21 protein-coding genes, 1 rRNA gene and 1 pseudogene are annotated in these 25,420 nt (G+C 69.2%); 9 read left to right on the top strand and 14 right to left on the bottom strand.

The genetic code is table 11. The features are described from left to right. Nucleotides 1–71 precede the first annotated feature (71 nt). Together QTH87_RS09175 and QTH87_RS09170 are read left to right on the top strand one after the other, a co-directional pair. Entirely contained in the window at nt 72–1,115 is a 1,044-nt protein-coding gene (locus QTH87_RS09175) for a GlxA family transcriptional regulator (protein WP_286608605.1), read from the top strand. Between the two features lie 116 nt (nt 1,116–1,231). Then, a complete protein-coding gene (locus QTH87_RS09170; protein ID WP_286608604.1) occupies nt 1,232–2,299 on the top strand; it encodes a class I SAM-dependent methyltransferase in 1,068 nt (355 codons plus the stop codon). A 20-nt stretch (nt 2,300–2,319) separates the two neighbouring features. Here the strand turns inward: QTH87_RS09170 and QTH87_RS09165 are convergent, their stop codons facing one another. The 4 genes and pseudogenes from QTH87_RS09165 to QTH87_RS09150 all read right to left on the bottom strand — a co-directional run bounded on the left by QTH87_RS09165 (nt 2,320) and on the right by QTH87_RS09150 (nt 7,346). Continuing rightward, nucleotides 2,320–2,493 (bottom strand): hypothetical protein, encoded by a 174-nt coding sequence (locus QTH87_RS09165; protein WP_286608603.1) that lies wholly within the window; start codon nt 2,491–2,493, stop codon nt 2,320–2,322. Between the two features lie 101 nt (nt 2,494–2,594). Next, nucleotides 2,595–5,261 carry a branched-chain amino acid ABC transporter ATP-binding protein/permease gene (locus QTH87_RS09160; protein WP_444812759.1) on the bottom strand — a complete coding sequence of 889 codons (2,667 nt, stop codon included), beginning with the start codon at nt 5,259–5,261 and terminating at the stop codon, nt 2,595–2,597. Beyond that, nucleotides 5,258–6,136, bottom strand: coding sequence for a branched-chain amino acid ABC transporter permease (locus tag QTH87_RS09155; protein WP_286608602.1), 879 nt, complete (start codon nt 6,134–6,136; stop codon nt 5,258–5,260). The genes QTH87_RS09160 and QTH87_RS09155 overlap by 4 nt, the downstream gene beginning before the upstream one ends. An 18-nt stretch (nt 6,137–6,154) precedes the next feature. Further along, nucleotides 6,155–7,346, bottom strand: a pseudogene (locus QTH87_RS09150) (ABC transporter substrate-binding protein). Between the two features lie 274 nt (nt 7,347–7,620). On the opposite strand from QTH87_RS09150, the gene QTH87_RS09145 reads away from it, so the two are divergent. From QTH87_RS09145 to pbpC, 3 genes are read left to right on the top strand one after another with little or no spacing between them, the layout of a single operon-like run. Next, nucleotides 7,621–8,520 carry a polysaccharide deacetylase family protein gene (locus tag QTH87_RS09145; RefSeq protein WP_444812773.1) on the top strand — a complete coding sequence of 300 codons (900 nt, stop codon included), beginning with the start codon at nt 7,621–7,623 and terminating at the stop codon, nt 8,518–8,520. 7 nt (nt 8,521–8,527) lie between these two features. After that, nucleotides 8,528–9,229: a GntR family transcriptional regulator gene (locus QTH87_RS09140; protein WP_286608600.1), complete on the top strand. Its 702-nt coding sequence runs from the start codon at nt 8,528–8,530 to the stop codon at nt 9,227–9,229. After that, a complete protein-coding gene (pbpC, locus tag QTH87_RS09135) occupies nt 9,226–11,397 on the top strand; it encodes a penicillin-binding protein 1C (RefSeq protein WP_286608599.1) in 2,172 nt (723 codons plus the stop codon). The genes QTH87_RS09140 and pbpC overlap by 4 nt, the downstream gene beginning before the upstream one ends. Nucleotides 11,398–11,403: 6 nt before the next feature. Here the strand turns inward: pbpC and panE are convergent, their stop codons facing one another. From panE to QTH87_RS09100, 7 genes are all read right to left on the bottom strand, one after another. Continuing rightward, a complete protein-coding gene (gene panE / locus QTH87_RS09130) occupies nt 11,404–12,354 on the bottom strand; it encodes a 2-dehydropantoate 2-reductase (RefSeq protein WP_286608598.1) in 951 nt (316 codons plus the stop codon). An 83-nt stretch (nt 12,355–12,437) separates the two neighbouring features. After that, nucleotides 12,438–12,881 (bottom strand): cyanase, encoded by a 444-nt coding sequence (gene cynS / locus QTH87_RS09125; protein WP_286608597.1) that lies wholly within the window; start codon nt 12,879–12,881, stop codon nt 12,438–12,440. Nucleotides 12,882–12,930: 49 nt separating this feature from the next. Further along, on the bottom strand, nt 12,931–13,755 hold the full coding sequence (locus QTH87_RS09120) for an ABC transporter ATP-binding protein (RefSeq protein ID WP_286608596.1): 825 nt from the start codon (nt 13,753–13,755) through the stop codon (nt 12,931–12,933). Between the two features lie 13 nt (nt 13,756–13,768). Further along, on the bottom strand, nt 13,769–14,635 hold the full coding sequence (ntrB, locus tag QTH87_RS09115; protein ID WP_286608595.1) for a nitrate ABC transporter permease: 867 nt from the start codon (nt 14,633–14,635) through the stop codon (nt 13,769–13,771). Nucleotides 14,636–14,640: 5 nt separating this feature from the next. Continuing rightward, on the bottom strand, nt 14,641–16,008 hold the full coding sequence (locus tag QTH87_RS09110) for a CmpA/NrtA family ABC transporter substrate-binding protein (protein ID WP_286608594.1): 1,368 nt from the start codon (nt 16,006–16,008) through the stop codon (nt 14,641–14,643). A gap of 183 nt (nt 16,009–16,191) precedes the next feature. Beyond that, the gene (locus QTH87_RS09105) at nt 16,192–16,872 is read right to left on the bottom strand and encodes a response regulator (protein WP_286608593.1); all 681 of its coding nucleotides are present in this window, start codon (nt 16,870–16,872) and stop codon (nt 16,192–16,194) included. Next, nucleotides 16,869–18,056 carry a sensor histidine kinase gene (locus QTH87_RS09100; RefSeq protein ID WP_286608592.1) on the bottom strand — a complete coding sequence of 396 codons (1,188 nt, stop codon included), beginning with the start codon at nt 18,054–18,056 and terminating at the stop codon, nt 16,869–16,871. Before QTH87_RS09100 ends, QTH87_RS09105 begins: the two co-directional genes overlap by 4 nt. 112 nt (nt 18,057–18,168) lie before the next feature. Between QTH87_RS09100 and QTH87_RS09095 the strand changes: the two genes are divergently transcribed. Both QTH87_RS09095 and QTH87_RS09090 read left to right on the top strand, forming a co-directional pair. After that, on the top strand, nt 18,169–19,326 hold the full coding sequence (locus tag QTH87_RS09095) for an alpha-hydroxy acid oxidase (RefSeq protein WP_286608591.1): 1,158 nt from the start codon (nt 18,169–18,171) through the stop codon (nt 19,324–19,326). Nucleotides 19,327–19,446: 120 nt separating this feature from the next. Then, nucleotides 19,447–20,787 (top strand): MFS family transporter, encoded by a 1,341-nt coding sequence (locus tag QTH87_RS09090; protein WP_286608590.1) that lies wholly within the window; start codon nt 19,447–19,449, stop codon nt 20,785–20,787. A gap of 57 nt (nt 20,788–20,844) precedes the next feature. On the opposite strand, the gene QTH87_RS09085 is transcribed toward QTH87_RS09090, so the two are convergent. Then, a complete protein-coding gene (locus QTH87_RS09085) occupies nt 20,845–21,408 on the bottom strand; it encodes a putative glycolipid-binding domain-containing protein (RefSeq protein ID WP_286608589.1) in 564 nt (187 codons plus the stop codon). Nucleotides 21,409–21,574: 166 nt separating this feature from the next. On the opposite strand from QTH87_RS09085, the gene QTH87_RS09080 reads away from it, so the two are divergent. Continuing rightward, on the top strand, nt 21,575–22,792 hold the full coding sequence (locus QTH87_RS09080) for a Y-family DNA polymerase (protein WP_286609054.1): 1,218 nt from the start codon (nt 21,575–21,577) through the stop codon (nt 22,790–22,792). A gap of 39 nt (nt 22,793–22,831) precedes the next feature. Here QTH87_RS09080 and QTH87_RS09075 read toward each other — a convergent pair whose 3' ends face one another. Beyond that, nucleotides 22,832–23,869 carry a purine-nucleoside phosphorylase gene (locus QTH87_RS09075; protein ID WP_286608588.1) on the bottom strand — a complete coding sequence of 346 codons (1,038 nt, stop codon included), beginning with the start codon at nt 23,867–23,869 and terminating at the stop codon, nt 22,832–22,834. Nucleotides 23,870–24,036: 167 nt separating this feature from the next. Between QTH87_RS09075 and QTH87_RS09070 the strand changes: the two genes are divergently transcribed. Beyond that, a complete protein-coding gene (locus tag QTH87_RS09070; RefSeq protein WP_286608587.1) occupies nt 24,037–25,185 on the top strand; it encodes a DNA topoisomerase IB in 1,149 nt (382 codons plus the stop codon). A gap of 26 nt (nt 25,186–25,211) precedes the next feature. Here the strand turns inward: QTH87_RS09070 and rrf are convergent. Beyond that, a 5S ribosomal RNA gene (rrf, locus tag QTH87_RS09065) occupies nt 25,212–25,324 on the bottom strand. Nucleotides 25,325–25,420 lie beyond the last annotated feature (96 nt).

Raw genomic sequence — 25,420 nt, 5'->3', positions numbered from 1 at the left:
GCGCCCGATTCACGGCAGAGTCGGTCGCGCCCACGATCGGTCCATTCGTGCCATTCCCAACCGAAGCAACGATGCCCCAGTCCTCGACACCACGGCCGCAGCGAGCACGGACAGGCTCTCGCCACGTCGCCCTGCTCGCGCTGCCCGACGCGGCCATTGCCACTCTGGCAGGCATCTACGACGTGATGAACGCGCCTGCACTGATGGGCCTGCCGAGCGGCCCGGCAGGCGCCCCGTTCCACATCGAGATCGTCGGCGAAGCGGTCGGCCCGCTCGATCTGGCCAGCGGCGTGCCGATCCACGTCCAGCGATCGGTGGACACGATCGAGGCCAGCGACATCGTCATCGTGCCGTCGGTGCTGGTGCGCAGCCAAGGCTGGCAAAAGGGCCGCTATCCCGCGCTGGTGGCCTGGCTCCAGCGCATGCATGCCGGCGGCGCGATCCTGTGTTCCGCCTGCTCGGGCATCTTCCTGCTCGCCGAGACGGGCCTGTTCGACGGCAGGGACGCCACGGTGCACTTCGCCTACGTCGGGCATTTTGCGCAGGCCTATCCTGCCGTGCCCGTCCATCCCGAGCGGGTGCTCGTGATCTCGGGTACGCGGGAAGAGCTCGTGAGCTCCGGCGCCTCGACGACCTGGCACGACATGGTGCTGTACCTGATCGCCCGCTACGCGGGCGCGACGGATGCACAGGAGGTGGCGCGCCTGTTCGCGCTCCAGTGGCACCAGGACGGCCTCGCGCCCTACATCAGCTTCGAGGGCCGGGCCGACCACGGTGACGCCGAGATCAAGGGGGCACAAGGCTGGTTGAGCACGCATTTCTCGGTGGCGAACCCGGTCGACCAGATGATCACGCGGTCGGCACTTGCCGAGCGGACCTTCAAGCGCCGCTTCACGGCGGCCACCGGGCTCGCGCCGATCGCCTATGTGCAGCGCCTGCGCATCGAGGACGCCAAGCGCCGCCTCGAGCGCACGGACGCTTCGGTGGAGGAAATCAGCTGGCGCGTCGGCTACGAGGATGCGGCCTTCTTCAGGCGCCTCTTCAAGCGCACGACCGGGCTGGCGCCGGGCGCCTATCGCACGAGATTCCGGATTCCCGACTACGCCCGACCGTAGCGCACGGGCCTCGTCGCGTGGCACGAACGAACCGGTTGCGGGCGATTCCGGCGCTGTCGCCGAGGCAGTGATCTGGCGACCATGGAAGCCTCATCCACCACAGCGGAATGCGCACCATGGAAACCCTCACGATCGATCACGCGAAGCTCGAAGCCTTCGCCATGCGCACCATCGGCGACGTCACTGCCGGCTACACCGGTGTCATGGTCAGCCTGGGCAGCAAGCTCGGCCTCTACCGGGCGATGACCGGCGCCGGCCCGCTCAGCGCGAAGGAGGTGGCCCGGCGCGCCGGGTGCGCCGAACGCTACGTGCAGGAGTGGCTCAACGCCCAGGCGGCCGCAGGCTACCTGGGCTACCACGCCCTCAGCGACACCTACGAGCTCTCGCCCGAGCACGCGCTCGTGCTGGCCGACGATGACAGCCCCTGCTTCATCCCGCATGCCTGGAACGTGCCGGCGGCGATGTGGTTCGACGAACCCAAGGCGCTCGAGTCGTTCCGTACCGGCCGCGGCGTGGCCTGGGGTGAACACGATGCGCGCATGTCCTGCGGCGTCGCCGCCTTCTACCGCAACGGCTACCGCGCGAGCCTGGTGGCCCAGTGGCTGCCCGCGCTCGAAGGCGTGGTGGCGCAACTCGAATCCGGAATCCCGGTGGCGGACGTCGGCTGCGGGCACGGTCATTCCACGCTGCTGATGGCGCAGGCGTTTCCCAACTCGCGCTTCTTCGGCTTCGACACGCACCGGCCGTCGATCCTCGAGGCTCAGCGCAATGCCCAGGCCGCCGCGGTCTCGCAGCGAGCCGCCTTCTCGATCGCACGGGCGGTGGACTACCCCGACGAGCGCTACGGGCTGGTCTGCTTCTTCGACACGCTGCACGACCTGGGAGACCCCGTGGCCGCCGCGCAGCATGCGGCCCGGGTGCTGGCGCCGGGCGGCACCGTGATGCTGGTGGAACCCCTGGCAGGCGACAGGACGGAACACAACCTGACGCCGGTGGGCCAGCTGTACTACGCGGGATCGACCGTGATGTGCTGCGCGCACGCCATCTCCGAGGGCGGCAAGCTCGTGCTCGGTGCGCAGGCCGGGCCCCGTCGCCTGGCCGAAGTCTTTCGGAAGGCGGGCTTTACGCAGTTCCGGCGCGCCGCCGAGACGCCGTTCAACGTGGTCTACGAGGTTCGTCGCTGACGGCGTGTGCGAGCGACGCCTCAATAGCGGTATGGATTGCCCGGCCGCCGGTCATGGCGGTCCGGCACGCCGTCGCGGTCGCGGTCCATGTAGTAGGCGCCGCCGCGCGGCGGCGGCGGGCGGTAGTGGTCGTAGGGCGCGACGATGCAGCCCGACAGCGCCAGGGCGGCGAACACGAGGGCGATGCGCTTCATGGTGATCTCCTTGGATTGGAGATCCCATGGTCCGGTGGCCGCGTATCGCCCCGGTGCGTGCCCCGCAGCGTTTGCGTGAAGCACGGTTACGGGATGTGCCGCTACGCAAGCTGCGGTTGCGCCTCCTGCACCCCGAGATACGCCCGTGCCAGCGCATCGTCGGCCGCGATCTCCTGCGCCGTGCCCTGTGCCACGATGCGGCCGCCCTCGATCACGTAGGCGCGGTCGGCCAGCGCGAGCGCGAGGCTCGCCATCTGGTCCACCAGCAGGATCGTCATGCCCTCGGCGCGCAGGGCGTCGAGCGCAGCGAACAGCTCGGCGATGATCTTCGGCGCCAGCCCGAGCGAGGGCTCGTCCAGCAGCAGGATGCGCGGCTTCGACATCAGGCCGCGCGCGATCGCCAGCATCTGCTGCTCGCCACCCGACAGCAGGCCGGCGCGCTGGTCCTGGCGCTCGCGCAGCCGCGGAAACCGCTCGAACATCTCGGCCACGCGCGCCTCGCGGTCCTGCGGCTGACGGAAGGCGCCGAGCCGGATGTTGTCGATCACGCTGAGCTCCGCGAAGACCTGCCGGCCCTCGGGCACCAGCACCAGGCCCTGCCGCACGATCAGCTCGGCCGCCAGCTGCGCGAGCTCGCGCCCCTGCAGATGGATGCCGCCCTGCACCGGCCGATGCAGGCCCGCGAGCGCACGCATCAGGGTCGACTTGCCCGCGCCGTTGGCACCGAGCAGCGCGACCACCTCGCCCGCGCGCACCTGCAGGTCGATGCCGTGCAGCACGGGCTCGGCGCCATAGCCCGCGACCAGCGCACCGACGCCGAGCATCTCCTCGGCCATGCCGGGCGCGGGCCGCAGCCGCACCGCCTCGGGCGCCGCGAGCGACTCGCCGAGGTAGGCCTGGCGCACGCGCGGATCGGCCTGCACCTCGGCCGGCGTGCCGGCGGCCAGCAGCTGGCCGGCGTCGAGCACCACGACGCGGTCCGACACGCCCATCACGAGCTCCATGTCGTGCTCGACCAGCAGCAGCCCGATGCCGGCATCGGCGATCCGGCGCAGCAGGGCTGCGAGCCTGTCCTTGTCTTCGCGCGAGAGGCCGGCGGCCGGCTCGTCCAGCAGCAGCACCTGCGGATCGGTGGCCAGTGCGCGCGCGATCTCGACCAGCCGCCGGTCGACGTGCGCGAGGTCGGCCGCGGGCGTGTCGGCCCGGCCGCGCCAGCCGACGAATTCGAGCAGCGCGCGGGCGCGAGCGCGCTGTGCGTTGCCGGCGAATCGCGCGGCGCCGAACAACGGACCGAGCGCGCCGCGCTGCAGCGCCAGCACCACGTTGTCCTCGACGCCGAGGCTGCCGAACAGCTGCGAGGTCTGGTAGGTGCGCGCCACGCCGCGGCGGGCGATGACGTAGGAAGCCAGGCCCTCCAGCATCTCCTCGCCGAGCCGGAAGCGACCGCTGCTGGGCCTGTAGAAGCCGCTCAGCATGTTGAGCACCGTGGTCTTGCCGGCGCCGTTGGGGCCGATCAGGCTGGTGATGCGACCCGGCGCGGTGTCGAAGCCCACGCCGGCCACCGCGCGCACGCCGCCGAACTGCATCACGAGCCGCTCGGCCACGAGTGCATGGCGGGTGCGGGTACCGATGGGCGACGCCGTGGCAGGCGTGGCAGCCGTGGCAGCCATGGCAGACGGAAGCGGGGCGGAAGGCGCCGGGGCCGCACCCTTGCGGCGCGACCAGCGCATCCTGAGCCGCTGCCAGGTTCCGACCGCACCTTCGGGCGCCGCCCACAGCACCACCAGCAGCAGCGCGCCGAAGAACAGCAGCCGGTACTCCTCGAGGCTGGCCAGCAGCTCGGGCAGCAGCGCGACGATGATCGCGCCGGCCAGCGGCCCGGCGACCGAGCCGGCGCCGCCGATCACCACCACCAGCACGAACAGGATCGACTGCCCGAAGCCGAAGGTGCTCGGCGTGACGAAGCCCGACAGCGGTGCGAACAGGCCGCCCGCCGCGCCCGCGGCCACGGCCGACAGCGCGAAGGCCATGGTCTTGACCACCAGCGGATCGATGCCGACCGACTCGGCCGCGGTCTCGCTGTCGCGCACCGCGCGCATCGCCGCGCCCCAACTGCCGCGCGAGAGCCAGGCGAACAGCGCCAGCGCGATGCCGGCCGTGACGATCGCCAGCATCGCCATCGCCTTCTCGCCGCTGGCCGCGAAGGGCATGGCCGGGGCGACGATGCCCATGATGCCGTTCTGCCCGCCCGTGAGCTCGCGCAGCTCGATCACCCCGTGCTCGACGATGAAGCCGAAGGCGATCGTGATCATCGCGAGGTACGGCCCCCGCACGCGCAGCGCCGGCAGCGCCAGCAGCGCGCCGGTCACGCCCGCGAGCGCAGCCGCCACCGGCCAGGCGGCCCAGAAGCTCCAGCCGGCCTTGGTCGTGAGGATCGCCACCGTGTAGGCGCCGATCGCGTAGAAGCCGACATGCCCGAACGAGACGTGCCCGGTCAGCCCCTGCAGCACGTTGAGCCCGATGCCGACGATCGCGAGCAGCGCCACGTTGGCGAGCACGAACACGTAGTAGCCGTTGGCGCCCGAGACGGCCGCCAGGCCGGCCAGCATGAGCACCAGCACGGCCGCGATCTGCGCGCTCGAACCGAGGCCCAGCCGCGCTGACCCGGAAGCGACGGGCGGATGGAACGCAGGCGGCACGGCGGGTGCTGCGGTGCCTGGGCGCAGCAGCGCTGCGGAATTCGCCTTCGGAGCGGCCATGCGGCTCATACCTTCCTCACCTCGGCGCTGCCGAAAAGCCCGTTGGGCCGCAGCGCCAGCACCACGATCACCAGCGTGAAGCTCAGGATCTGCGTGTAGCTCGAACCCAGCGTCGAGCCGATCAGCGATTCGAGGATGCCGAACAGCAGCCCCGCGACCATCACGCCCCAGGGGCTCGAGATGCCGCCGAGGATCGCCACCGCGAAGGCCTTCAGGCCGAACAGGGTGCCCATGTCGGCGTTGACGTTGAACAGCGGCGCGATCAGCACGCCCGCGACGCCCGCGAAGGCAGCCGACAGCGCGAAAGCGAGCGCCACCACGCGGCGGATCGGGATGCCCATGAGCCGCGCGGCATCGCGGTTCTGCACCACCGCGAGCATCGCGACGCCCCAGCGCGTCCGGCGCGACACCGCATGCAGCGCGGCCGCCAGCGCGAGCCCGACCGCGGGGATCAGCAGCTGCAGCGGATAGACGCCCAGGTTGGTATCGCCCAGCGTCACGGGCGAGACCGCGAGCGGCGACGGCAGGCTGCGCGGCTCCTTGCCGAAGGTGAACAGCACGACGTTGTCGAGCACGATGCCGAGCGCCACGGTGGCGATCAGCCAGGCGTTCGAACCGCGGCTCGCGAAGGGGCGCACCGCGAGGAACTCCACCGCGAGGCCATAGAGCGCGCAGCCCGCGAGGGCCAGCGCGACCGCCAGCGCCACCGGCCAGCCCAGCGTCTGCGCAAAGGTGAAGGTCAGCACCGCGCCGAGCATCATCGAGCTGCCCTGCGCGAAGTTGACCGTGCCCGACACCGCGTAGGTCACGTAGAACCCGAGCGCCATCAGGCCGTACATGCTTCCGAGGCCGAAGCCACCGAGCAGCGCAGACAGCATCGACATCGTGCAGCGCCCTTGCCGTCAGTTGGCCGCGACGCCGACCGGCAGGATGCGGTTGTCGATGAACTGCGCCCAGACGTAGTCGTCGGCGCCCAGCGCATCGTGGTTGCCCGCGGTGAACGGCGTCTTGTAGCTCTTGATCAGGCCGTCGTAGCTGCCGAGCTTGTAGAAGCCCTGGCGCACCGCGTCGCCGTCGGTCGAGCCGGCCGCGGCGATCGCGAGCGCGGCCAGGTGCATGCCGTCGTAGGCGTTGGCCACGCCGACCGCGGGCGTGATGTCGCCCGGGCCCTTGATGGTCGGGTACTTGGCCACCAGCGACTTGATGACGCGTTCGCCCACCGGCGACTGCTTGCCGAAGAAGCTGTAGGTCTGGACGAAATGCACGTCCTTGGCGTTCGGCCCGGCCAGCTCGGTGAAGCGGCCGCCGGCCGGTCCCCAGTGCGAGACCACCGGCACCTTCCAGCCCATGCGGTCGAGCGACTTCACGACCTGCGCCGAAGGGCCGACGTTGGCCACGAGGAACAGGGAATCGGCGCCCGCGGCCTTCAGGCGCGTGAGCTGCGGCACCATGTCGAGATCGCCGGCCTCGAACTTCTCGACGCCCGCCGGCGTGATGCCCTTGGCCGCGAGTGCGTCCTTCAGGCCCTTCTCGTTCGATTCGCCCCACGGGTTGTTGACCAGGATCATGCCGGGCTTGGCCGACTTGAAGGTCTTCTGCGCGTACTGGAGCATCGCCTTGTCGACGGTCTCGTCGACCGCCGAGACACGGAAGGCGTAGTTCGGATTGGCACCGTTCTTGGTGATCGGCGTGCCCGCGGCCCACGGGCCCATGAACCGGCACCTTCTCCTGGTTGATCAGCGGCACGATGGCCATCGACACCGGCGTGTCGAGGCCGCCGAACAGCACCGCGACCTTCTCCTTGTAGATCAGCTCGCGCGCCGCGATCACGCCCTTGGCGGGATTGGCTTCGTCGTCGCGGCGCACCAGCTCGAGCGGGCGCCCGCCGAGCAGGCCACCCTTGGCATTGACCTCGTCGATCGCCAGTTGCAGGCCGCGCGAGATGGCCTCGCCCGACAGCGCGGACTGGCCCGAGAGAGCGGTCACGAGGCCGATCTTGATCGGCTCGCCGGCCGCCAGTGCGGTGCCCGACAGGGCAGCGAGGGCCAGCGCGCAGGCGCTGGAGAGAAGGGTGCGGCGAGCGAAGGCGGACATTGCGGACATGGCAGGACTCCTTGGATGAGATGTGCAGCCCGATTGCAAGCGCCGTGCCAGTGTTGCCAATCTTCACCATTGTGTGCGCACAAGACTGGCGTCAACTTGTGGACAATCGGCACGCAATTTGCACACGACCCAGGTAAGAGCGAGGCTGCACGCTTTCGAACCGGCAGCGCCCCAAACTGGAATCCCCGATGCCCACCTTGCCCGAAATTCCCGCGTCGCCGGCGCCCGCCTTCCTGCGCGAGGTACGCCGGTGACCCGGCGCTACATGGGCGCCCTGCCCGCGCACGGCCGCTTCGACTACCAGCCGATCACGCGCCGGCCCGACCATGCCTGGCCCAACGGCGCCCGCCTGGCGGTCTACCTGGGCTTCAACCTCGAGCACTTCGCCTTCGGCGAAGGCATGGGGGCCTGCATCGGGCCTGCGCATCCGCATCCCGACGTGCTCAATTTCTCGTGGCGCGAATACGGCAACCGGGTCGGTGCCTGGCGCTGCCTCGAGCTGTTCGACAGCCTCGGCCTGCCCTCGAGCACGCTGCTCAACACCGCGCTCTACGACCATTGCCCCGAACTGGTCGCGGCCTCGGTAGCCCGCGGCGACGAACTCATCGGCCACGGCCACAGCAATTCGGAGCGCCAGGCCGACATGGCGGAGGAAGACGAGGCGGCGCTGCTGACCGACTGCCGCGAACGCATGCGGCGCGAGAGCGGCAGCGCACCGGCCGGCTGGCTCTCGCCGTGGATCTCCGAAAGCCCGCTCACGCCCGACCTGCTGGCCGAGGCCGGCTACGACTACACGCTCAACTGGAGCCATGACGATCAGCCGATCCGCATGCGCACGCGCTCGGGCCGCGGGCTGTGGTCGGTGCCCTATCCGCAGGAGCTCAACGACATCCCGATGATCATCGCGCGCCAGATGGACGCCAAGGATTTCGCGGCACTGGTGATCGACAATGCCGACGAGATGCTCGAACAGTCGCGCCGGCAGCCGCTCGTCATGGGACTGGCGCTGCATCCCTACATCGTGGGCCAGCCCTACCGCCTGCGCCACCTGCGGCGCGCGCTTTCGCACCTGGCCGGCATGCGCGACCGCGGCGAGGTATGGTTCACGACGCCGGGAGCCATCTGCCGCCACATGCAGGACCTGGACCCGGCACACCACCCATGACATCGAGATGACCGCCCAGCCCACCGCAGACGAAGAAGACGCCGACGACGTCGAGACGCGCATCTACCGCGCGGTGTTCGACAGCGTCATGAACCAGCGCCTGACGCCGGGCACCAAGCTGCCCGAGGCCTCGCTGTGCGAGCTGTTCGGCGTCAACCGCTCGGTGGTGCGCAAGGTGCTGCAGCGGCTCGCGCACGACCACATCGTGCAGCTGCGGCCGAACCGCGGCGCCATCATCGCCGTGCCCTCGCCCGAGGAGATGCGCCAGATCTTCGAGGCCCGGCGCGGCCTCGAGGCGGTCATCGTGCGGCTCGCGACCCAGAACGCCACGGCGCGCGACCTCAGCGAACTGCGCAAGCAGCTCAGGCAGGAGCACGACGCCATGCATCGATTCGACCAGCCGGCCTGGGCCCGGCTCGCGAGCTCGTTCCACCTGCGCATCGCGGCCCTGGCGCGCAACCCGATCCTCGAGCGCTACCTGGTCGAGATGGTGTCGCGCTGCTCGCTGATCGTGGCGCTCTACGAGCCGCCCGGCAATGCCTCGTGCGAGCACGACGAGCACGAGCGCATCGTCGACTGCATCGCGCGCGGGGATGCCGACGGCGCCTCGCGCCTCATGGACGAGCATCTGCGCGAGCTCGAACGCAACGTCTCTCTGCAGCGCGCCGCGCCCGAACGCACGCTGGCACACCTGCTCGGCATGGCATGAAGCCACTGCCCCCGCGCCTGCCTGCACTGCTGCTGGCTGCGGTGCTGGCGGCGGCGTGCGCACCGGCCCGGGCCGTGGCGAGCTTCGACGAGGTGCGGCGCGCCCACCGGCCCTCGGACACCCGCGTGCTCGACCGCGACGGCGTGCTGCTGCAGCGCGTGCGCACCGATGCCGAGGTGCGGCGCGGCGACTGGATCGCGCTGGCCGACATCTCGCCTGCGCTGCGCACAGCCATGCTGCTGAGCGAGGACAGGCGCTTCTACGAGCACAGCGGCGTCGACTGGCGCGCGGCCTCGGCCGCGGCCTGGGGCAACCTATGGAACACCCGCACGCGCGGCGCCTCGACCATCACGATGCAGCTCGCCGGCCTGCAAGACGACGCGCTTCGGCGCGCGGGCGGCGGCCGCAGCCTGACGCAGAAGATCGGCCAGACGCTGGCGGCGCAGCAACTGGAGCGCAGCTGGCGCAAGGACCAGATCCTCGAGGCCTATCTCAACAGCGTGCCGTTCCGCGGCGAACTGGTCGGCATCGACGCGCTGTCGCGCACCCTGTTCGGCAAGGCGCCGCACGGGCTCGATGCGCGCGAAGCGGCAGTGGCGGCGGCACTGGTGCGCGCGCCCAATGCCCGGCCCGCGCTGGTGGCGCGGCGTGCCTGCGAGCTGCTGCAGGCGATGGAGCCGGTGCCGCCGACCGACTGCGACGCCGTCGAGATGTTCACGGCGGCGGCCCTGCAGCGGCGCGCCTTCGATCCCACCGAGGGCATCGCGCCGCACCTCGCGCGGCGGGCCCTCAAGGAATCGCCCGTCGCGTCGCAGGAACTGCGCACCACGCTGCGCGCGCCGCTGCAGCGCTTCGCGCTCGAGGCGCTCGATCGTCAGCTGCGCGAACTGCGCGGCCGCAACGTCGAGGACGGCGCGCTCGTGGTGCTCGACAACGCGAGCGGCGAGGTGCTGGCATGGGTCGGGTCGTCGGGCCCGCTGAGCCGCGCGGCCGATGTCGACGGCGTGCTCGCGCAACGCCAGCCCGGATCGACGCTGAAGCCCTTCCTGTACGCGCAGGCGATCGCCGAGCGGCGCCTCACGGCCGCATCGCTGCTCGACGATTCGTCGGCCCAGATCAACACCGCGGGCGGCCTCTACATCCCGCAGAACTACGACCGCCAGTTCAAGGGACACGTCTCGGTGCGCACCGCGCTCGGCGCCTCGCTCAACGTGCCGGCCGTGCGCACGCTCGTGATGGTGACGCCCGAGGCCTTCGCGCAGCAGCTGCGCGCCGCCGGCTTGCCACTGGCCCGCAACGGCGACTACTACGGCTACAGCCTCGCACTCGGCAGCGCCGAGGTCTCGCTGCTGACGCTCACCAACGCCTACCGCACGTTGGCCAACGGCGGGCGCTTCGGCCCGACGCGCGCGCTGGCGGCCGCGCCTTCCGCAGGCGGCAGCACCCGCCGTGGCCAGGACGCCATCGACCCCCGCGCGGCCTTCATCGTCGGCGACATCCTCGCGGACCCGAACGCGCGCGCCCGCACCTTCGGCCTCGACAGCCTGCTCGGCACACGCTTCTGGACCGCGGTGAAGACCGGCACCAGCAAGGACATGCGCGACAACTGGGCGATCGGCTGGTCGCAGCGCTACACGGTCGGCGTCTGGGTCGGCAACGCCGGCGGCGCACCCATGTGGGAGGTCAGCGGCACCAGCGGGGCGGCGCCGGTCTGGGCCCAGGTGATGGCCTTCCTGCACCGCGACCAGCCGAGCCGCGCGCCCGCGCCGCCGCCCGGCGTGGTGCAGGCCGGCGTGCGCTTCGCCGACGCGCTCGAGGCCGCCCGCAGCGAATGGTTCCTCGCGGGCACCGAGCAGTCGCTGGTCGCGCTGGCGCCGCAAGCGGCAACGGGCGAATCGGCGCCGCGCATCACGTCGCCGTCCGACGGCACCATCCTGGCGCTCGATCCCGACATCCCGCCCGAACGGCAGCGCCTGCGCTTCGAGGCCGACGCCCGCACCGTGCAGTGGCGCATCGACGGCAAGCCGTTTGCGCGCGGCGCGAGCGCGCAATGGCTGCCGTGGCCGGGGCGCCACGTGATCGAGCTGGTCGACGCCCGCGGACGCGTGGTCGACCGGGTTCGCGTCGAGGTACGCGGCGCGGGCGTGGTGGCGGCGGCGGCGCGCTGAGGGCCCTCAGGCGGCGGACTGCGATTGCGCCGACTGTTCGCGCATGCGACGCGCCTCGTAGGTGCGCAGATGCACCGCGGCGATGCGCAGCGGCGACACGGCCTGGCTGCCGTCGGCCGCGCGGCGCAGCAGGTCGCCCACGATGTGCTCACCCTCGATCGGGGCGCCGCGCTCGATGTCCTTGAACATCGAGGCGGTCACCGGCGAGCCCTGGACGGCCAGCATCGCCTTGGCCCGCGCCAGCGGCTCGGCACGCGGCGCGAAGCCGTTGTGGGCGAGGATCGCGGCGCATTCATCGACCATCGCGGAGCCGATGTCGCTGCCGCCGGCCAGCACGATGTCGCCGACCGAGCCGCGCATCAGGCAGGTCATGCTCGCGGCCGAGGCGATGAACATCCACTTCTCCCACATGTCCTGCAGGATGGCGTCGGAGGCACGGGCATCGAAGCGGACGCCCGCGAAGGCGGCCTCGAGCGCCTGCATCCGCGCCGAGCGGCCGCCACCGAGTTCGCCGTAGGTCAGGCCGTGCATGTCGTTGTGATGCAGCACGGTGCCAGCCTCGTCGAGCGAGGCCGAGATCATGCAAAGGCCGCCCAGCACGCGCTCGGCGCCGAAGCGCGCGCGCAGGTCGTCGAGATGGCGCATGCCGTTGAGCAGCGGCAGCACCAGCGTGGCGGGTCCGACCGCGGGCGCGAACGATTCCATGGTCTGTGCGAGGTCGTAGGCCTTGCAGCCGACGATCACCACATCGAAGGGCCCGCCAATGGCGTCGGCCTGCACCGAGGGCGGCGCCGGCAGCGCCAGATCGCCCTTCGGGCTCTTGATGACCAGGCCGGTGCGTGCGAGCTGCGCCGCGCGTCCGGGCCGCAGAAGAAAGGTGACGTCGCGCCCTGCCTCGAGCAGCCTGCCACCGAAATAACCGCCCAGCGCGCCCGCGCCCACGACCAGGAACCGCATGTCGTCTTCCCCACCGATGAAGGAGCGGGCATTCTGCGCCGTTGCGCGCGAGGCTGCAGGCGCCGGCCGCGGCGGGGAGCGGCTCAGTAGGTCTTGTAGGGCAGGAACTTGCCCGACAGCACCACGCTGACCCGGTCGCCCTTAGGGTCGGCCTGGCGCTGGATGTCCATGCTGAAGTCGATCGCGCTCATGATGCCGTCGCCGAACTCCTCGTGGATCAGCTCCTTGATCGTGGTGCCGTAGACGCTGACGATCTCGTACCAGCGGTAGATCAGCGGGTCGGTCGGCACCGGCGTCGGCAGCGAGCCCTTGTACGGCACCACCTGCAGCCACTTCTGCTCCTCGGCCGTGAGGCCGAAGATCTTGCCGATCACCTTGGCCTGCGCGGCGTCGAGCGTCATCTGGCCCAGGCAGGCGGCGGTGGTCCATTCCTTGGAGAGGCCGAGCTTGGCGGCCACGTCGGCCCACTGGATGCCCTTGGCGACCTTGACGGTGATGATCTTCTCGGTGACGTCGTTGCGGTTCATGCGGAAATGCTCCTGTTGCTTCTGAGGGAGGGATGAAGAAGGCGGTCGGTCAGGCGCGCGCCCGAGAGACCAGGAAGTCGACGATGTGGTTGCGGAGCGCGTAGTAGCCGTCGAGGTGGTGCAGGCCGGCGCGGCTGCGCTCGCGCGGCAGCGGGTTGACCACCGTCTCGGCGATGTTGCCGGGGCGCCAGCCGGCGTCCGTCTCGCGGCCGTTGCTCATGAGCAGGATGCGGTCGGCCAGCAGGATGGCTTCGTCGACGTCGTGCGTGATCATGAAGACGGTCTGCGCCGTCTGGCGCACGATCGCCATCAGCTCGTCCTGGATCGTGCCGCGCGTGAGGGCATCGAGCGCGCCGAAGGGCTCGTCGAGCAGCAGCATCTTGGGCTGGATCGAGAACGCGCGCGCAATGCCCACGCGCTGCTTCATGCCGCCCGAGAGCTGCGAGGGCTTCTTGTCGATCGCGCCATCGAGCCCCACGAGCGAGACGAAGCGCCGCACCTGCTCGTCGACCTCCAGCGCAGACCAGCCGGGCCAGCGCGACTGCACCGCGAAGGCGATGTTGCGGCGCACGGTGAGCCAGGGCATCAGCGCATGGCTCTGGAACACCACGCCGCGTTCGAGGCCGGGCCCGGCGATCTCGCGGCCGTCCATCAGCACATGGCCGCTGCTGGCCGTGTCGAGGCCCGCCAGCACATTGAGGATCGTGGTCTTGCCGCAGCCCGAGTGGCCGATGATGCAGACGAACTCGCCGCGCTCGAGCGCGAAGTTCACGTCGGCGAACACCGGCTTGCCCGGCACGAAGGACTTCGCGAGCCCCTCGATGCGCACGAAGCCGCTGCCCGCGGCAGTCTGAGGGGCGAGGCTGGCTGTCATGGCGATTCCCTGTTCACTCCACATAGGTGACCTTCTTCTGCAGGCCCGCGAAGGCCATGTCGAGCAGCATGCCGACCACCCCGATCACGAGGATCGCGAAGATGACGTTGGTAAGCGACAGGTTGTTCCACTCGTTCCAGACGAAGTAGCCGATGCCGGTGCCGCCCACCAGCATCTCGGCCGCCACGATCACGAGCCAGGCGATGCCCATGCTGATCCGCATGCCGGTCAGGATCGTCGGCGCCGCGGCCGGCAGGATCACGCGGAAGGCGCGGCGCAGCGGCTTCACCTCGAGCGTGCTCGCGACATTGAGCCACTCGCGCTTGACCGAGGCCACGCCGAAAGCGGTGTTGAGCAGCATCGGCCACACCGAGCAGATGAAGATCACGAAGATGCCGCTGGTGGACGAATCCTTGATGGTGTAGAGCGCGAGCGGCATCCAGGCCAGCGGCGAGATCGGCTTGAGCACCTGGATGAAGGGATCGAAGGCCTTCTGCATGAGCGGCGACATGCCGATCACGAAGCCCAGCGGCACCGCCACCAGGCAGGCCAGCAGGAAGCCGAGCGCGACGCGGCCCAGCGACCAGGCCAGCTGGATCGCGATGCCCTTGTCGTTGGGCCCGTTGTCGTAGAAGGGGTTCGACAGGTGCTTCCAGGCCGTGGCGCCGAGCTCGGCGGGCGTCGGGAAACCCGCGGTCTTCACCTGCCCCGGGTCCTTGCCGAGCATCTTCTGGTATTCGATCTGCTCGGGAGTCAGGCCGGCCTGCGCCGCCGCGCCGGCCGGCGCCATGGTCGCAGCCTGCCACAGCCCCAGGAAGGCCAGCAGCAGCAGCAGCGACACCAGCCCGGCCTTCGCCTTCAGGCGCAGCGATGGGTTCATGGTGCTCAGCCTGCCGCCATCTTGTTGATCGGGAAGCTGCGCGCGTAGTCCTGGGCCTTCGCCGGATCGAACACGCGGCCCATGATCGTGAATTTCGGCATCGTGCCCTCTGGCGGCGCTTCGCCGATCTCCTTCATGCGCTTCTTCGCATCGGTGATGAGGAACACCTTCTCGGCCAACTGGGCGTAGTCGACGTCGCCCTTCACGTAGCCCCAGCGCTTCATCTGCGTGAGCATCCAGACCGCCATCGATTGCCACGGGATCGGATCGAAGTCGATGCGGTCCGGCACGTTGCGGATGTTGCCGAGGCCGTCCGCGAAGCGGCCGGTGAGCACCTGCGTGAGCACGGTCTCGGGCTGGTTCAGGTATTGCGCGGGTGCGATCACCTTGGCGATCAGCTCGCGGTTCTTGGGCTGGCGCGCCATCGCCGATGCGGTCAGCACCGCTCGCGTGAGGGCCGCGAAGGTGTTCGGGTTCTGCTGGATGAAGGCGCTCGAACTGCCGAATGCGCAGCAGGGATGGCCGTTCCAGATCTCCTTGGTGAGGATGTGGATGAAGCCCACCTCCTCGTAGACGGCGCGCTGGTTGAACGGATCGGGCCCCAGGTAGCCGTCGATGTTGCCGGCGCGCAGGTTGGCCACCATCTCGGCCGGCGGCACGACACGGATCTGGATGTCGGTGTCGGGATTGAGACCCGCTTCCGCCACGTAGTAGCGCAGCAGGAAGTTGTGCATGCTGTACTCGAAGGGCACCGCGAACTTGAAGCCCTTCCACAGCTTCGGGTCGCGCTTGTCCTTGTGCTTGTTGGCCAGCGTGATGGCCTGCCCGTTGGTGTTCTGGATCGTCGCCACGTTCATCGGCGTCGCGTTGGCACCGGCGCCCATCGAGATCGCGAGCGGCATCGGCGACAGGAAGTGCGTGGCGTCGTACTCCTTGTTGAGCATCTTGTCGCGGATCAGCGCCCAGCCCGCGGTCTTCACGACCTCCACCTCGAGACCCTGCTTCTGGTAGAAGCCCAGCGGGTGCGCCATGATCAGCGGCGTCGCGCAGGTGATCGGGATGAAGCCGATCTTGAGGTTCTTCTTCTCGAGCGGCGCCTTGTCCTGCGCCATGACCTGCAAGGCCCCGAGCGGCAGCAGCGAAAGGATCGCGGCGCGCGCCGTGCCGGCGCCCACCGCGCGCAGAAAGCCGCGTCGCACGCTGTCGACCGGGAACAGCGCCTTCACCAGGCTGGCCTCGAGCTTGGCGTTCGAATCCTCGACGGCGCTCGCATGCTCGCCCGGCGCATGGTCGCGCCCGCAAGAGCAGCGTAGAGCGAGCGGGCGATCGGCGTCGAAGGGATCATTGACGGAATCCGTGGGCAGTCGGGACATGGCGCACCTCGTTGAATGAATGCTGTGCAGATGCAAGTGCCGGGCCGCTACGTGCCGTTTCCGGGCCTCGACGCGCGACCGCACGCAGATCGCGGGCGGCAGGTCGACGCCGTGTAGGGGCAGCACTACACGGCAGGTCGAGCGGGCAGGCCCCGAGGCCCTTTCAGGGCCTGCAACAGCGCTTCAGGCAACGGAAGGTGGCGGCTTGGCGTGGCGCTCGGCGTACAGCGCGAGCTCGACGTCGTTCTTGGTCCCGGTCTTCTCGAGGATGCGCGCTCGGTAGGTGCTCACGGTGTTGGGCGCAAGCCCGAGCTGCGCACCGATTTCGCTCACGGTCTGCCCCGCCGTGAGGAGCCGGAACACCTGGTGCTCGCGATGCGACAGCGCCTCGGCGCCGCGCGCACCGCTGCCGCCCACGGCCGCCGCGAGCGCCTCGGCCGTGGCGGCCGAGAGGTAGCGCCCGCCGGCCGCCACCTTTCGCACGGCGGCCACCATGTCGTCGGGGTCGGCACTCTTGTGCAGGTAGCCGGCGGCGCCGAGCCGGATGCAGCGCACCGCGTACTGCTTCTCGGGATAGGTGCTGAGCATCAGCACCGGCAGTGCCGGCCATTGGCGGCGCAAGGCCTGCAGCACGTCCAGGCCATCGCGGCCCGGCAACGCGATGTCGAGCAGCACCACGTCCAGGCCGTCGGCACCGCCGAGCGCCGTCACGCCCTCGATGACCTCGGTACCGCTCTGCGCCTCGGCCCGCACCACCATCTCGGGCGGGCCGTTCGACAGGTCGCCCAGCACCTGCTTGAGGCCCTCGCGCACGATCCGGTGGTCGTCGCCGATCAGCACACGGATGTCAGGCGGCCGCGTCATGGCTGCGTGAGCGGCAACGCGAGCCGCAGCAGGGTGCCGGCGCCGGGTGCGCTGTCGATGTCGATGCGGCCGCCGAAATGGCGTGCCCGCTCGCGCATGCCGAGCACGCCGTAGGCGGTGCCGGCCTCGAAGGCGCGCGCCGGCGCGCCCACGCCGTCGTCACGCACCGCGATGCGCAGCAGGCCGTCGGCGCCGGTCTCGATGCGGACTTCCAGATGCGCGGCGCGCGCATGGCGGCCGACGTTGCTGAGCATCTCCTGGAAGATGCGGAACACCGCGATCGCTGCCTGCTCCGGCAGCTCGAGCGCCGGGTCCACCGCCATCTGCCAGTCCAGCACCAGCTCGGCCGACTGCACGAACTCATGGGCCTGCCACTCCAGCGCTGCCCACAGGCCCTGGTGGTCGAGGATGCTCGGGCGCAGGTCGGTGATGATGCGGCCGACGTTGTCGACCGCGCGCTCGATCAGCCCGCTCATGTTGTGGCACTTGCTGCGCATCAGCGTTCGCATGCCTTGCGCCGCCTCGGGCGTGCGCTCCTGCTGCTCGCCGAGGCGCTTGCCGATCCAGTCGACATCCATCTTGAGCGCCACCAGCAGGCTTCCGAGCTCGTCGTGCACCTCGCGCGCGATGCGCGTGCGCTCGTCCTCGCGCACCTTGTCGAGCCAGGCCGAGAGCTCGCGCAGCTGGGCCAGCGCGTCGCTGAGCTCGCGCGTTCGCTCGTCCACGCGCAGGCCCAGCTCTTCCTTGGCCTGCTGCAGCGCCAGCGCCTGCCGGCGTCGCTCGGTGATGTCGACGAAGGTGATGACCGCGCCGCGCACGACGCCGCCGTCGAGGATCGGGTGGCTCGAGTATTCGACCGCGAAGGCACTGCCGTCGCGGCGCCAGAAGACCTCGGTGTCGATGCGGCACGGCAGGCCGCGCCGGAAGGCGTTGAAGATCGGGCAGTCGGTGTCGGCGTAGTGCGAGCCGTCCGGGTGCGAATGGTGCGTGAGCTCGTGCATGTTGCGCCCGAGCACCGCCGTGGGCGCATGGTCCAGCATCTGCGCGCCGGCGCGGTTGATGAACATGCAATGGCCGTCGAGATCAATGCCGAAGATGCCCTCGCCGGTCGATTCCAGCAGCAGGCCCAGCTGGTGCTGCCACAGCGGATCGCTGGCCGGGGGCGCGAGTACGGGAGTCTCCATGCACCAGTTGCAAGCAACAGCCGTGCCGCCTTGGTGCACTCCGGCAGGAGCCCGTTTCCAGGGCGGGGATAATGGGCAGCCGCGCAGCCACCCAAACCAGGAGCCCTTCCCCGTGCCAGACCTGTCCAAGATCACGACCATCGAAGACCTGCGAGTCATCGCCAAGAGCCGCGTGCCGCGCATGTTCTACGACTACGCGGACTCGGGCTCCTGGACCGAGGGCACCTACCGCTCCAACGAAAGCGACTTCCAGAAGATCAAGCTGCGCCAGCGCGTGGCGGTCAACATGGAAGGCCGCTCGACCCGCAGCACCATGATCGGCCAGGAGGTCGCGATGCCCGTGGCGATCGCTCCCACCGGCATGACCGGCATGCAGCACGCTGACGGCGAGATCCTGGGCGCACTCGCGGCCAAGGCCTTCGGCATCCCGTTCACGCTCTCGACCATGAGCATCTGCTCGCTCGAGGACATCGCCGAGAAGACCGACCGCCACCCGTTCTGGTTCCAGCTCTACGTGATGCGCGACCGCGACTTCATCGAGCGCCTGATCGAGCGCGCACGCGCCGCCAACGTCAGCGCGCTGCAGCTCACGCTCGACCTGCAGATCCTCGGCCAGCGCCACAAGGACATCAAGAACGGCCTCACGGCGCCGCCCAAGCCGACCATCAGGAACCTCATCAACCTCGCGACCAAGCCGCGCTGGTGCATGGGCATGCTGGGCACGAAGCGCCGCACCTTCGGCAACATCGCGGGCCACGCCAAGGATGTGAAGGACCTGTCCTCGCTGTCGTCCTGGACCGCCGAGCAGTTCGACCCGACGCTGAGCTGGGCCGACGTCGAATGGATCAAGAAGCTCTGGGGCGGCAAGCTGATCCTGAAGGGCGTGATGGACGTCGAGGACGCGCGCCTCGCGGCCGCGAGCGGCGCCGATGCGCTGATCGTCTCGAACCACGGCGGCCGGCAGCTCGACGGCGCGCCGTCGTCGATCTCGGCCCTGCCCGCGATCGCCGAGGCGGTGGGCACCGAGATCGAGGTCTGGATGGACGGCGGCATCCGCAGCGGCCAGGACGTGCTCAAGGCGCGCGCGCTCGGCGCCCACGGCACCATGATCGGCCGCAGCTTCCTCTACGCACTGGGCGCCTTCGGCGAAGCCGGCGTGACGCGCGCGCTGCAGATCATCCAGAAGGAACTCGACATCACGATGGCCTTCTGCGGCCGCACGCAGATCGATGAGGTCGACTCGAGCATCCTGCTCCCCGGCACCTTCTAGCGGGGTCCGAGGCCGGAATCAGCCCGCTCGCGGGCCAAAGCCGGCCTCGACTGACAGCGCCCGCGCAGCAGCGGCGGCATGATGGAAGTCGCCATTACGACTTCCAACAAAGGCACTTCCATGAGCACCGCTGCAACTGCCGCGGGCGCGGCCATCACCGCCGATCCCGCCACCACCCCCCGTCCCTACACGCCCGAAGAAAAGCGACATCGCATCTTCGCGATCATGGCGGCCTCCTCGGGCAACCTGGTCGAATGGTTCGACTTCTACGTCTACGCCTTCAGCGCGCTATATTTCGCGCCGGCCTTCTTTCCCAAGTCCGATCCCACGGCACAGCTGCTCAACACCGCGGGCGTGTTCGCGGCCGGCTTCCTGATGCGGCCGATCGGCGGCTGGCTGTTCGGCCGCATCGCAGACCGCTACGGCCGCCGCACCTCGATGCTGATCTCGGTCACGATGATGTGCGCCGGCTCGCTCGCGATCGCCTGCCTGCCCACCTACGCCGCGATCGGCGCCTGGGCGCCCTTCCTGCTGCTGGTCTGTCGGCTGTTCCAGGGCCTCTCGGTAGGCGGCGAATACGGCACCACCGCGACCTACATGAGCGAGGTCGCGCTGCGTGGCCAGCGCGGCTTCTTCTCGTCCTTCCAGTACGTCACGCTGATCGGCGGCCAGCTGCTGGCCGTGCTCGTGATCGTGATCCTCGAGCAGCTGCTCAGCGAGGCCGAGCTCAAGGCCTGGGGCTGGCGCATCCCGTTCGTGATCGGCGCCGTGGCCGCAGTGGTCGCGCTGTTCCTGCGCCGCACGCTGCAAGAGACGCAAAGCGCCGAATCGCGTGCCAACAAGGAGGCCGGCAGCCTCTCGGGCCTGTTCCGCCATCACAAGGCGGCCTTCTTCACGGTGCTCGGCTACACCGCCGGCGGCTCGCTGATCTTCTACACCTTCACGACCTACATGCAGAAGTATCTGGTCAACACGGTCGGCCTGCCGATCAAGACCACCAGCTACGTCATGACGGTCGCTCTCTTCGTCTACATGTGCATGCAGCCGCTGTTCGGTGCGCTGTCCGACCGCATCGGCCGACGCAACAACATGCTGCTGTTCGGCGGTCTCGGCGCTTTCGCCACGGTGCCGATCCTGACCGCGCTGCAGAGCGTCACGAGCCCCGTGGCGGCCTTCCTGCTCATCATCCTGGCGCTCGCGATCGTCAGCTTCTACACCTCGATCAGCGGCATCGTGAAGGCCGAGATGTTCCCGCCCGAGGTGCGCGCGCTGGGTGTCGGCCTGGCCTACGCGGTGGCCAATGCGATCTTCGGCGGCTCGGCCGAATACGTGGCGCTGGGCCTCAAGTCGATCGGCCACGAGACCGCGTTCTACTGGTACGTGACCGGCATGATGGTGCTGGCCTTCGCGGTCGCCTGGCGCTTGCCGCGTCAGGCCAGCTACCTGCATCACGATCATTGAATCATCGAGCCCGAGCAGCGGGCTGTCGACTTGGCCGCCGCGTGCGCGGCCCACGCCTCAGTGCTCTGCTTCCCAGAGCGTCGGATAGCGCGCCACGAAGCCTTCGGGCGTGACCACGAGCATCGCGGCGTAGTCGAAGCGCGGCGCAGCGTACCAGTAGTCGGTCTCGCTGCGGCGCTCGTAGCGCTGGTTCAGCTCGCTCAGGCCGCCTTCGCCGCCGAGCTCCAGCCAGGCGGCCGGTGCATCGGCACCTTCGGCTTGCGCGAGATGCAGGCGCCGCAGCGGCAGCATGTTGGTCGCAGGCGTGAAGCCGAGGTCCAGGTCGACGCAGTGGCCGAGATCGGTCACGGGCACGTCGTTGAGCTTCCAGGCACCATGCGCATCGCGCACGATCGACAGATCGATCGCCTCGCCGCCGAGCCAGCCGCGCACCGTGGCCCATTGCGTGTGCCAGGCGCGGTCGCAGCGCACGCGGTAGTGCAGCTGAACGAGCCGGCCATCCTCGTGCCGAAACGCCGCCCCGCCGTCGAGTTGCCAGTTCTCGCCCATCCGGTCGAGGCGGCAGACGTCGTGGCCAGGCTGGTCGAGCCGGCGCCAGAGGATCGTCGCAAGGGGCTGCATGGGCGGATCATGGCACCGCGAGGCCGGGCAGCGCAACCCTAGCGGATCGAATCGGTGAGCGGGTCCTGGCTGCATGCGGGCACGGCGAAGCGCGGTCACCGCGACCGCAACGGCGACAATCTGCGACGTGACGACCGCTCCGATCCGCCGCATCGCCCATCTCGACATGGATGCCTTCTACGCCTCCGTCGAACTGCTGCGCTACCCACAGCTCAAGGGCCTGCCGATGGTGATCGGCGGCGGCCGGCGCCGTGTTGACGAAGCGCTGCGCGAGGTGCCCGAAGGCGGCGCGCTGGCCGACATTCCGGTTGCCGCCTTCCCGCTGCTCAAGGACTACACCGGCCGCGGCGTCATCACGACCGCGACCTACGCGGCGCGGCAGTTCGGCATCGGCTCGGCGATGGGGCTCATGAAGGCCGCCAAGCTGTGCCCGCAGGCGCTGATCCTGCCCGTGGATTTCGACGAATACCGCAAGTACTCCCGCCGCTTCAAGCAGGTCATCACCGAGATCGCGCCGCTGATGGAAGACCGCGGCGTCGACGAGGTGTACATCGACTTCACCGAGGTGCCGGGCGGCCAGCGCGAAGGCGGCCGCGTGCTGGCGCGGCTGATCCAGAAATCGATCCTGGACGCCACCGGTCTCACCTGTTCGATCGGCGTCGCGCCGAACAAGCTCCTGGCCAAGATGGCCAGCGAATTCGACAAGCCCAACGGCATCTCGATCGTGCACGACAGCGATCTGCAGGCGCGCATCTGGCCGCTGCCCTGCCGCAAGGTCAACGGCATCGGACCCAAGGCCGACGAGAAGCTGCAGCGCCACGAAATCCGCACCATCGGCGAGCTGGCCGCCAAAGACCGCGACTGGCTGATCGCCAACTTCGGCAAGGCCACCGGCGCCTGGATGCACGAAGTCGCCTGGGGCCGCGACGACCGGCCCGTGGTCACCGAGAGCGAGCCGGTGTCGATGAGCCGCGAGACCACCTTCGAGCGCGACCTGCATGCGGTGCGCGACCGCGCCGAACTCGGCCGGATCTTCACGCACCTGTGCGAGAAGCTGGCCGAGGACCTCCAGCGCAAGGGCTACGTCGGCAAGACCATCGGCATCAAGCTGCGCTACGGCGACTTCCGCATCGCGACGCGCGATCAGACCGTCGAGGGCTTCACGGCCGATCCCAGGACGATCCGCCACATCGCGGGCCAGTGCCTGAAGCGCGTGCCGCTCGAGCGCCCTCTGCGGCTGCTCGGCGTGCGCGTGGGCACGCTGGCGCGGGCCGACGAGGTGGCGGTCACCTCGAGCGACGCGGGGCTCGGCGGCGGCAAGTCTGGTCGCGGCAAGGTGCCGGCCGCAGGCGATGCGGCCTCGCGCACCGCTTCGTTGTTCTAGGGCTCGCGAGCACCACGGCCGTTGTCGCGTTCGCGGATGTCAACGCGCAGGCAGCGGCGGCACGCCGGCCTGCCACTGCGGCCAGTTGGCGACGATGTGATCGACCACCCGGCTGCCCACGAGCTCGACGTTCGCGACCGTCTCGGCGAAGCCGCCCGCGGTTTCACCGGGTGCCGGATCCAGATGCTGCAGTGTGGTCTCGCGCGGGTTGCCCTGGTCGAAGTTGACCGCACCGCGCAGGCTCATCACGCGGTCGATGCCGTGTTGGCGCTTGATGACGAGCGCGATCGCGGCGGCCTCCATCTCCGTGATCACGTAGTCGTCGGCGCCATACAGCTTGGCGATGTACTGCGCCTGGTTCGACATGCCAGGGCCGTGGAAGAAGGTGTCGCCGGTCATGTGGGTGCCGGTGCCGACGAAGGGCGCGCGGCGCGCGGCCGCCTGCGGATAGCGCTGGCGGTAGGCGCGGGCTGAATCAGAGTCCTTCAGCGGCGTATCGCCAGACAGCTTCATGGCCCAGCCGACCAGTGCCGGGTTGAGCTTGAAGCGGCGGTATTCCTCGTAGCCCTTGCGCGGCATGAAGGTCGGTTCGCCGGCCTTGTTTTCCTCGGGCGCCCAGCGATGGCCAAGGTCGTAGTCCACCAGCCAGGTGGCCCAGCTCACTTCGCCGATCGTTCCGCGCGAAGGCGGCGTGCCGGCGACGCCCGAGATCACGTAGTAGGCCTTCGAGAAATCGAAGGCCGGGTTCGTGAGGATCGCCTGCATCGACGCCGAGGAATTGACCTTGCCCATGCCGAGCACCGAACCGCATACGCCGTCGGCATTGCAATAGACGGGCTGCAGCGCGCCTGCAACGGGAATCGGCGTGGCGCCCTTCCAGTAGCGCTCGTACCAATGCTGGAATTCGCCGGCGCGGTCGCCGGTGTTCTGGCCGATCTCGAACATCGCACCGACGAAGACCTTGACCTCGATCGGCTGCGCGCTCCGCGTGGCCGGGGTGGATGTGCATGCAGCGAGCAGCACGACGAGGGCCGGGATCGCGAGCCATCGAAGGCTGCGGGTCCAGTTTGAAAACATGATGAGGTCTCCGGGGAATGGAAAAGGGCCACGGTTAACGAGAGGGCCGCGCACCGTTGGCGTTTAGGGTGTCCTACATGCGGTGCGAGGCGCAGCGGGCAGGCTCCCGATCTCGGTGCGTCGATCCATCGACTGCACAGAGCCAGAACCGGATTGTCGCAAAGCCCATGCCCGCCACTGCCACTTCATCTCTGCAGCCCGTCGCGCTTGCCAACGGGCTCGTCTACGTGAACCCGGACATGCCGGGCTGGACGCGCGTGAAGCGCGGCATCCACTTCCGCTACCGCGACACCGCAGGTCAGTGGCTGCGCGACGCCGACGAGGTGGCACGGATTCGCCGGCTGGCGATTCCGCCTGCCTATGCCAAGGTGTGGATCTGCCCCTACGCCAATGGTCACCTGCAGGCCACCGGCATCGATGCGCGGGGACGCAAACAGTACCGCTATCACGCCGAATGGCGTCTGTTGAAGGACGAAAGCAAATTCGAGCGGCTCGAAGCCTTTGGACGCGCGCTGCCCGCCATCCGGCGCCGCGTGGCGCGTGATCTTGCTCGGGGCGCGAAGGGGCCGCCCGGTCGCGACCTGGTACTGGCGACGCTGGTTCGTCTGCTCGACACCACCTTCCTGCGTGTGGGCAACGAATCGTATGCCGCCAGCAATGGGTCCTACGGACTCACGACCTTGCGCAACAAGCATGTGACCCTCGGGGGAAAGTCGTCCTTCAAGCTGCGCTTTCGCGGCAAGAGCGGGGTCATTCACGAAGCCACGGTCGATGATGCCCGGGTTGCTGCGATCGTCCGACGCTGTCAGCAGTTGCCAGGGCAGGAGCTCTTTCAGTACCAGGCCGAGGATGGCTCGTTGCGTATTGCATCATCCACTGATGTGAACGACTACTTACGTGAAACCACCGATGAAAACTTCACTGCCAAGGATTTCCGTACCTGGCACGGGACCGTGCAGGCGCTCGAGCTGACGCGACTGGCCTGCACTGATCGCCGTGAAGGCGAAGTCGGCGGCGCACGGTACAACGCAAAGGAAATCGTCGAGGCGGTCGCCCGGCAGTTGGGCAATACACCGGCCGTCTGCAAGAAGGCCTACGTGCATCCCGCCGTGCTGGCGCTCGGCAGTCAGCTGGCTGGCCAAGCCGACACGATCGGCAATATCTGGGAACGAATCAGCGGGCAGGCACAGGGCCGTCGGCACCTTCGTGCCTCAGAAGCGCGATTGCTGGTGTTTCTGAGGCAGCATCGGCTCGCCAGCAAACGGACGCCGGCGCAGCAAAGCAGATTCCCCAAAGCAAAGCGCCCAGCCTTTTGAGGGGCTGGGCGATTTGGGCTGTAAGAGCCTGACGATGACCTACTTTCACACGGGAACCCGCACTATCATCGGCGCTGAGGCGTTTCACTGTCCTGTTCGGGATGGGAAGGAGTGGGACCACCTCGCTATGGTCATCAGGCATAAAGGGTTGTCACCTTGACTGAGTCAAGGCAACGAATTCATAGAGTCTGGAATTAGCTTTTATGTTTTGAATGCGTCAACTTGGCATAACACC

It is taken from the genome of Variovorax jilinensis, assembly GCF_030316885.1.
Classification (GTDB): domain Bacteria; phylum Pseudomonadota; class Gammaproteobacteria; order Burkholderiales; family Burkholderiaceae_C; genus Variovorax; species Variovorax jilinensis.
The sequence above is the reverse complement of the archived record's forward strand: the minus strand, read 5'-3'. Positions and strand labels throughout refer to the sequence as shown.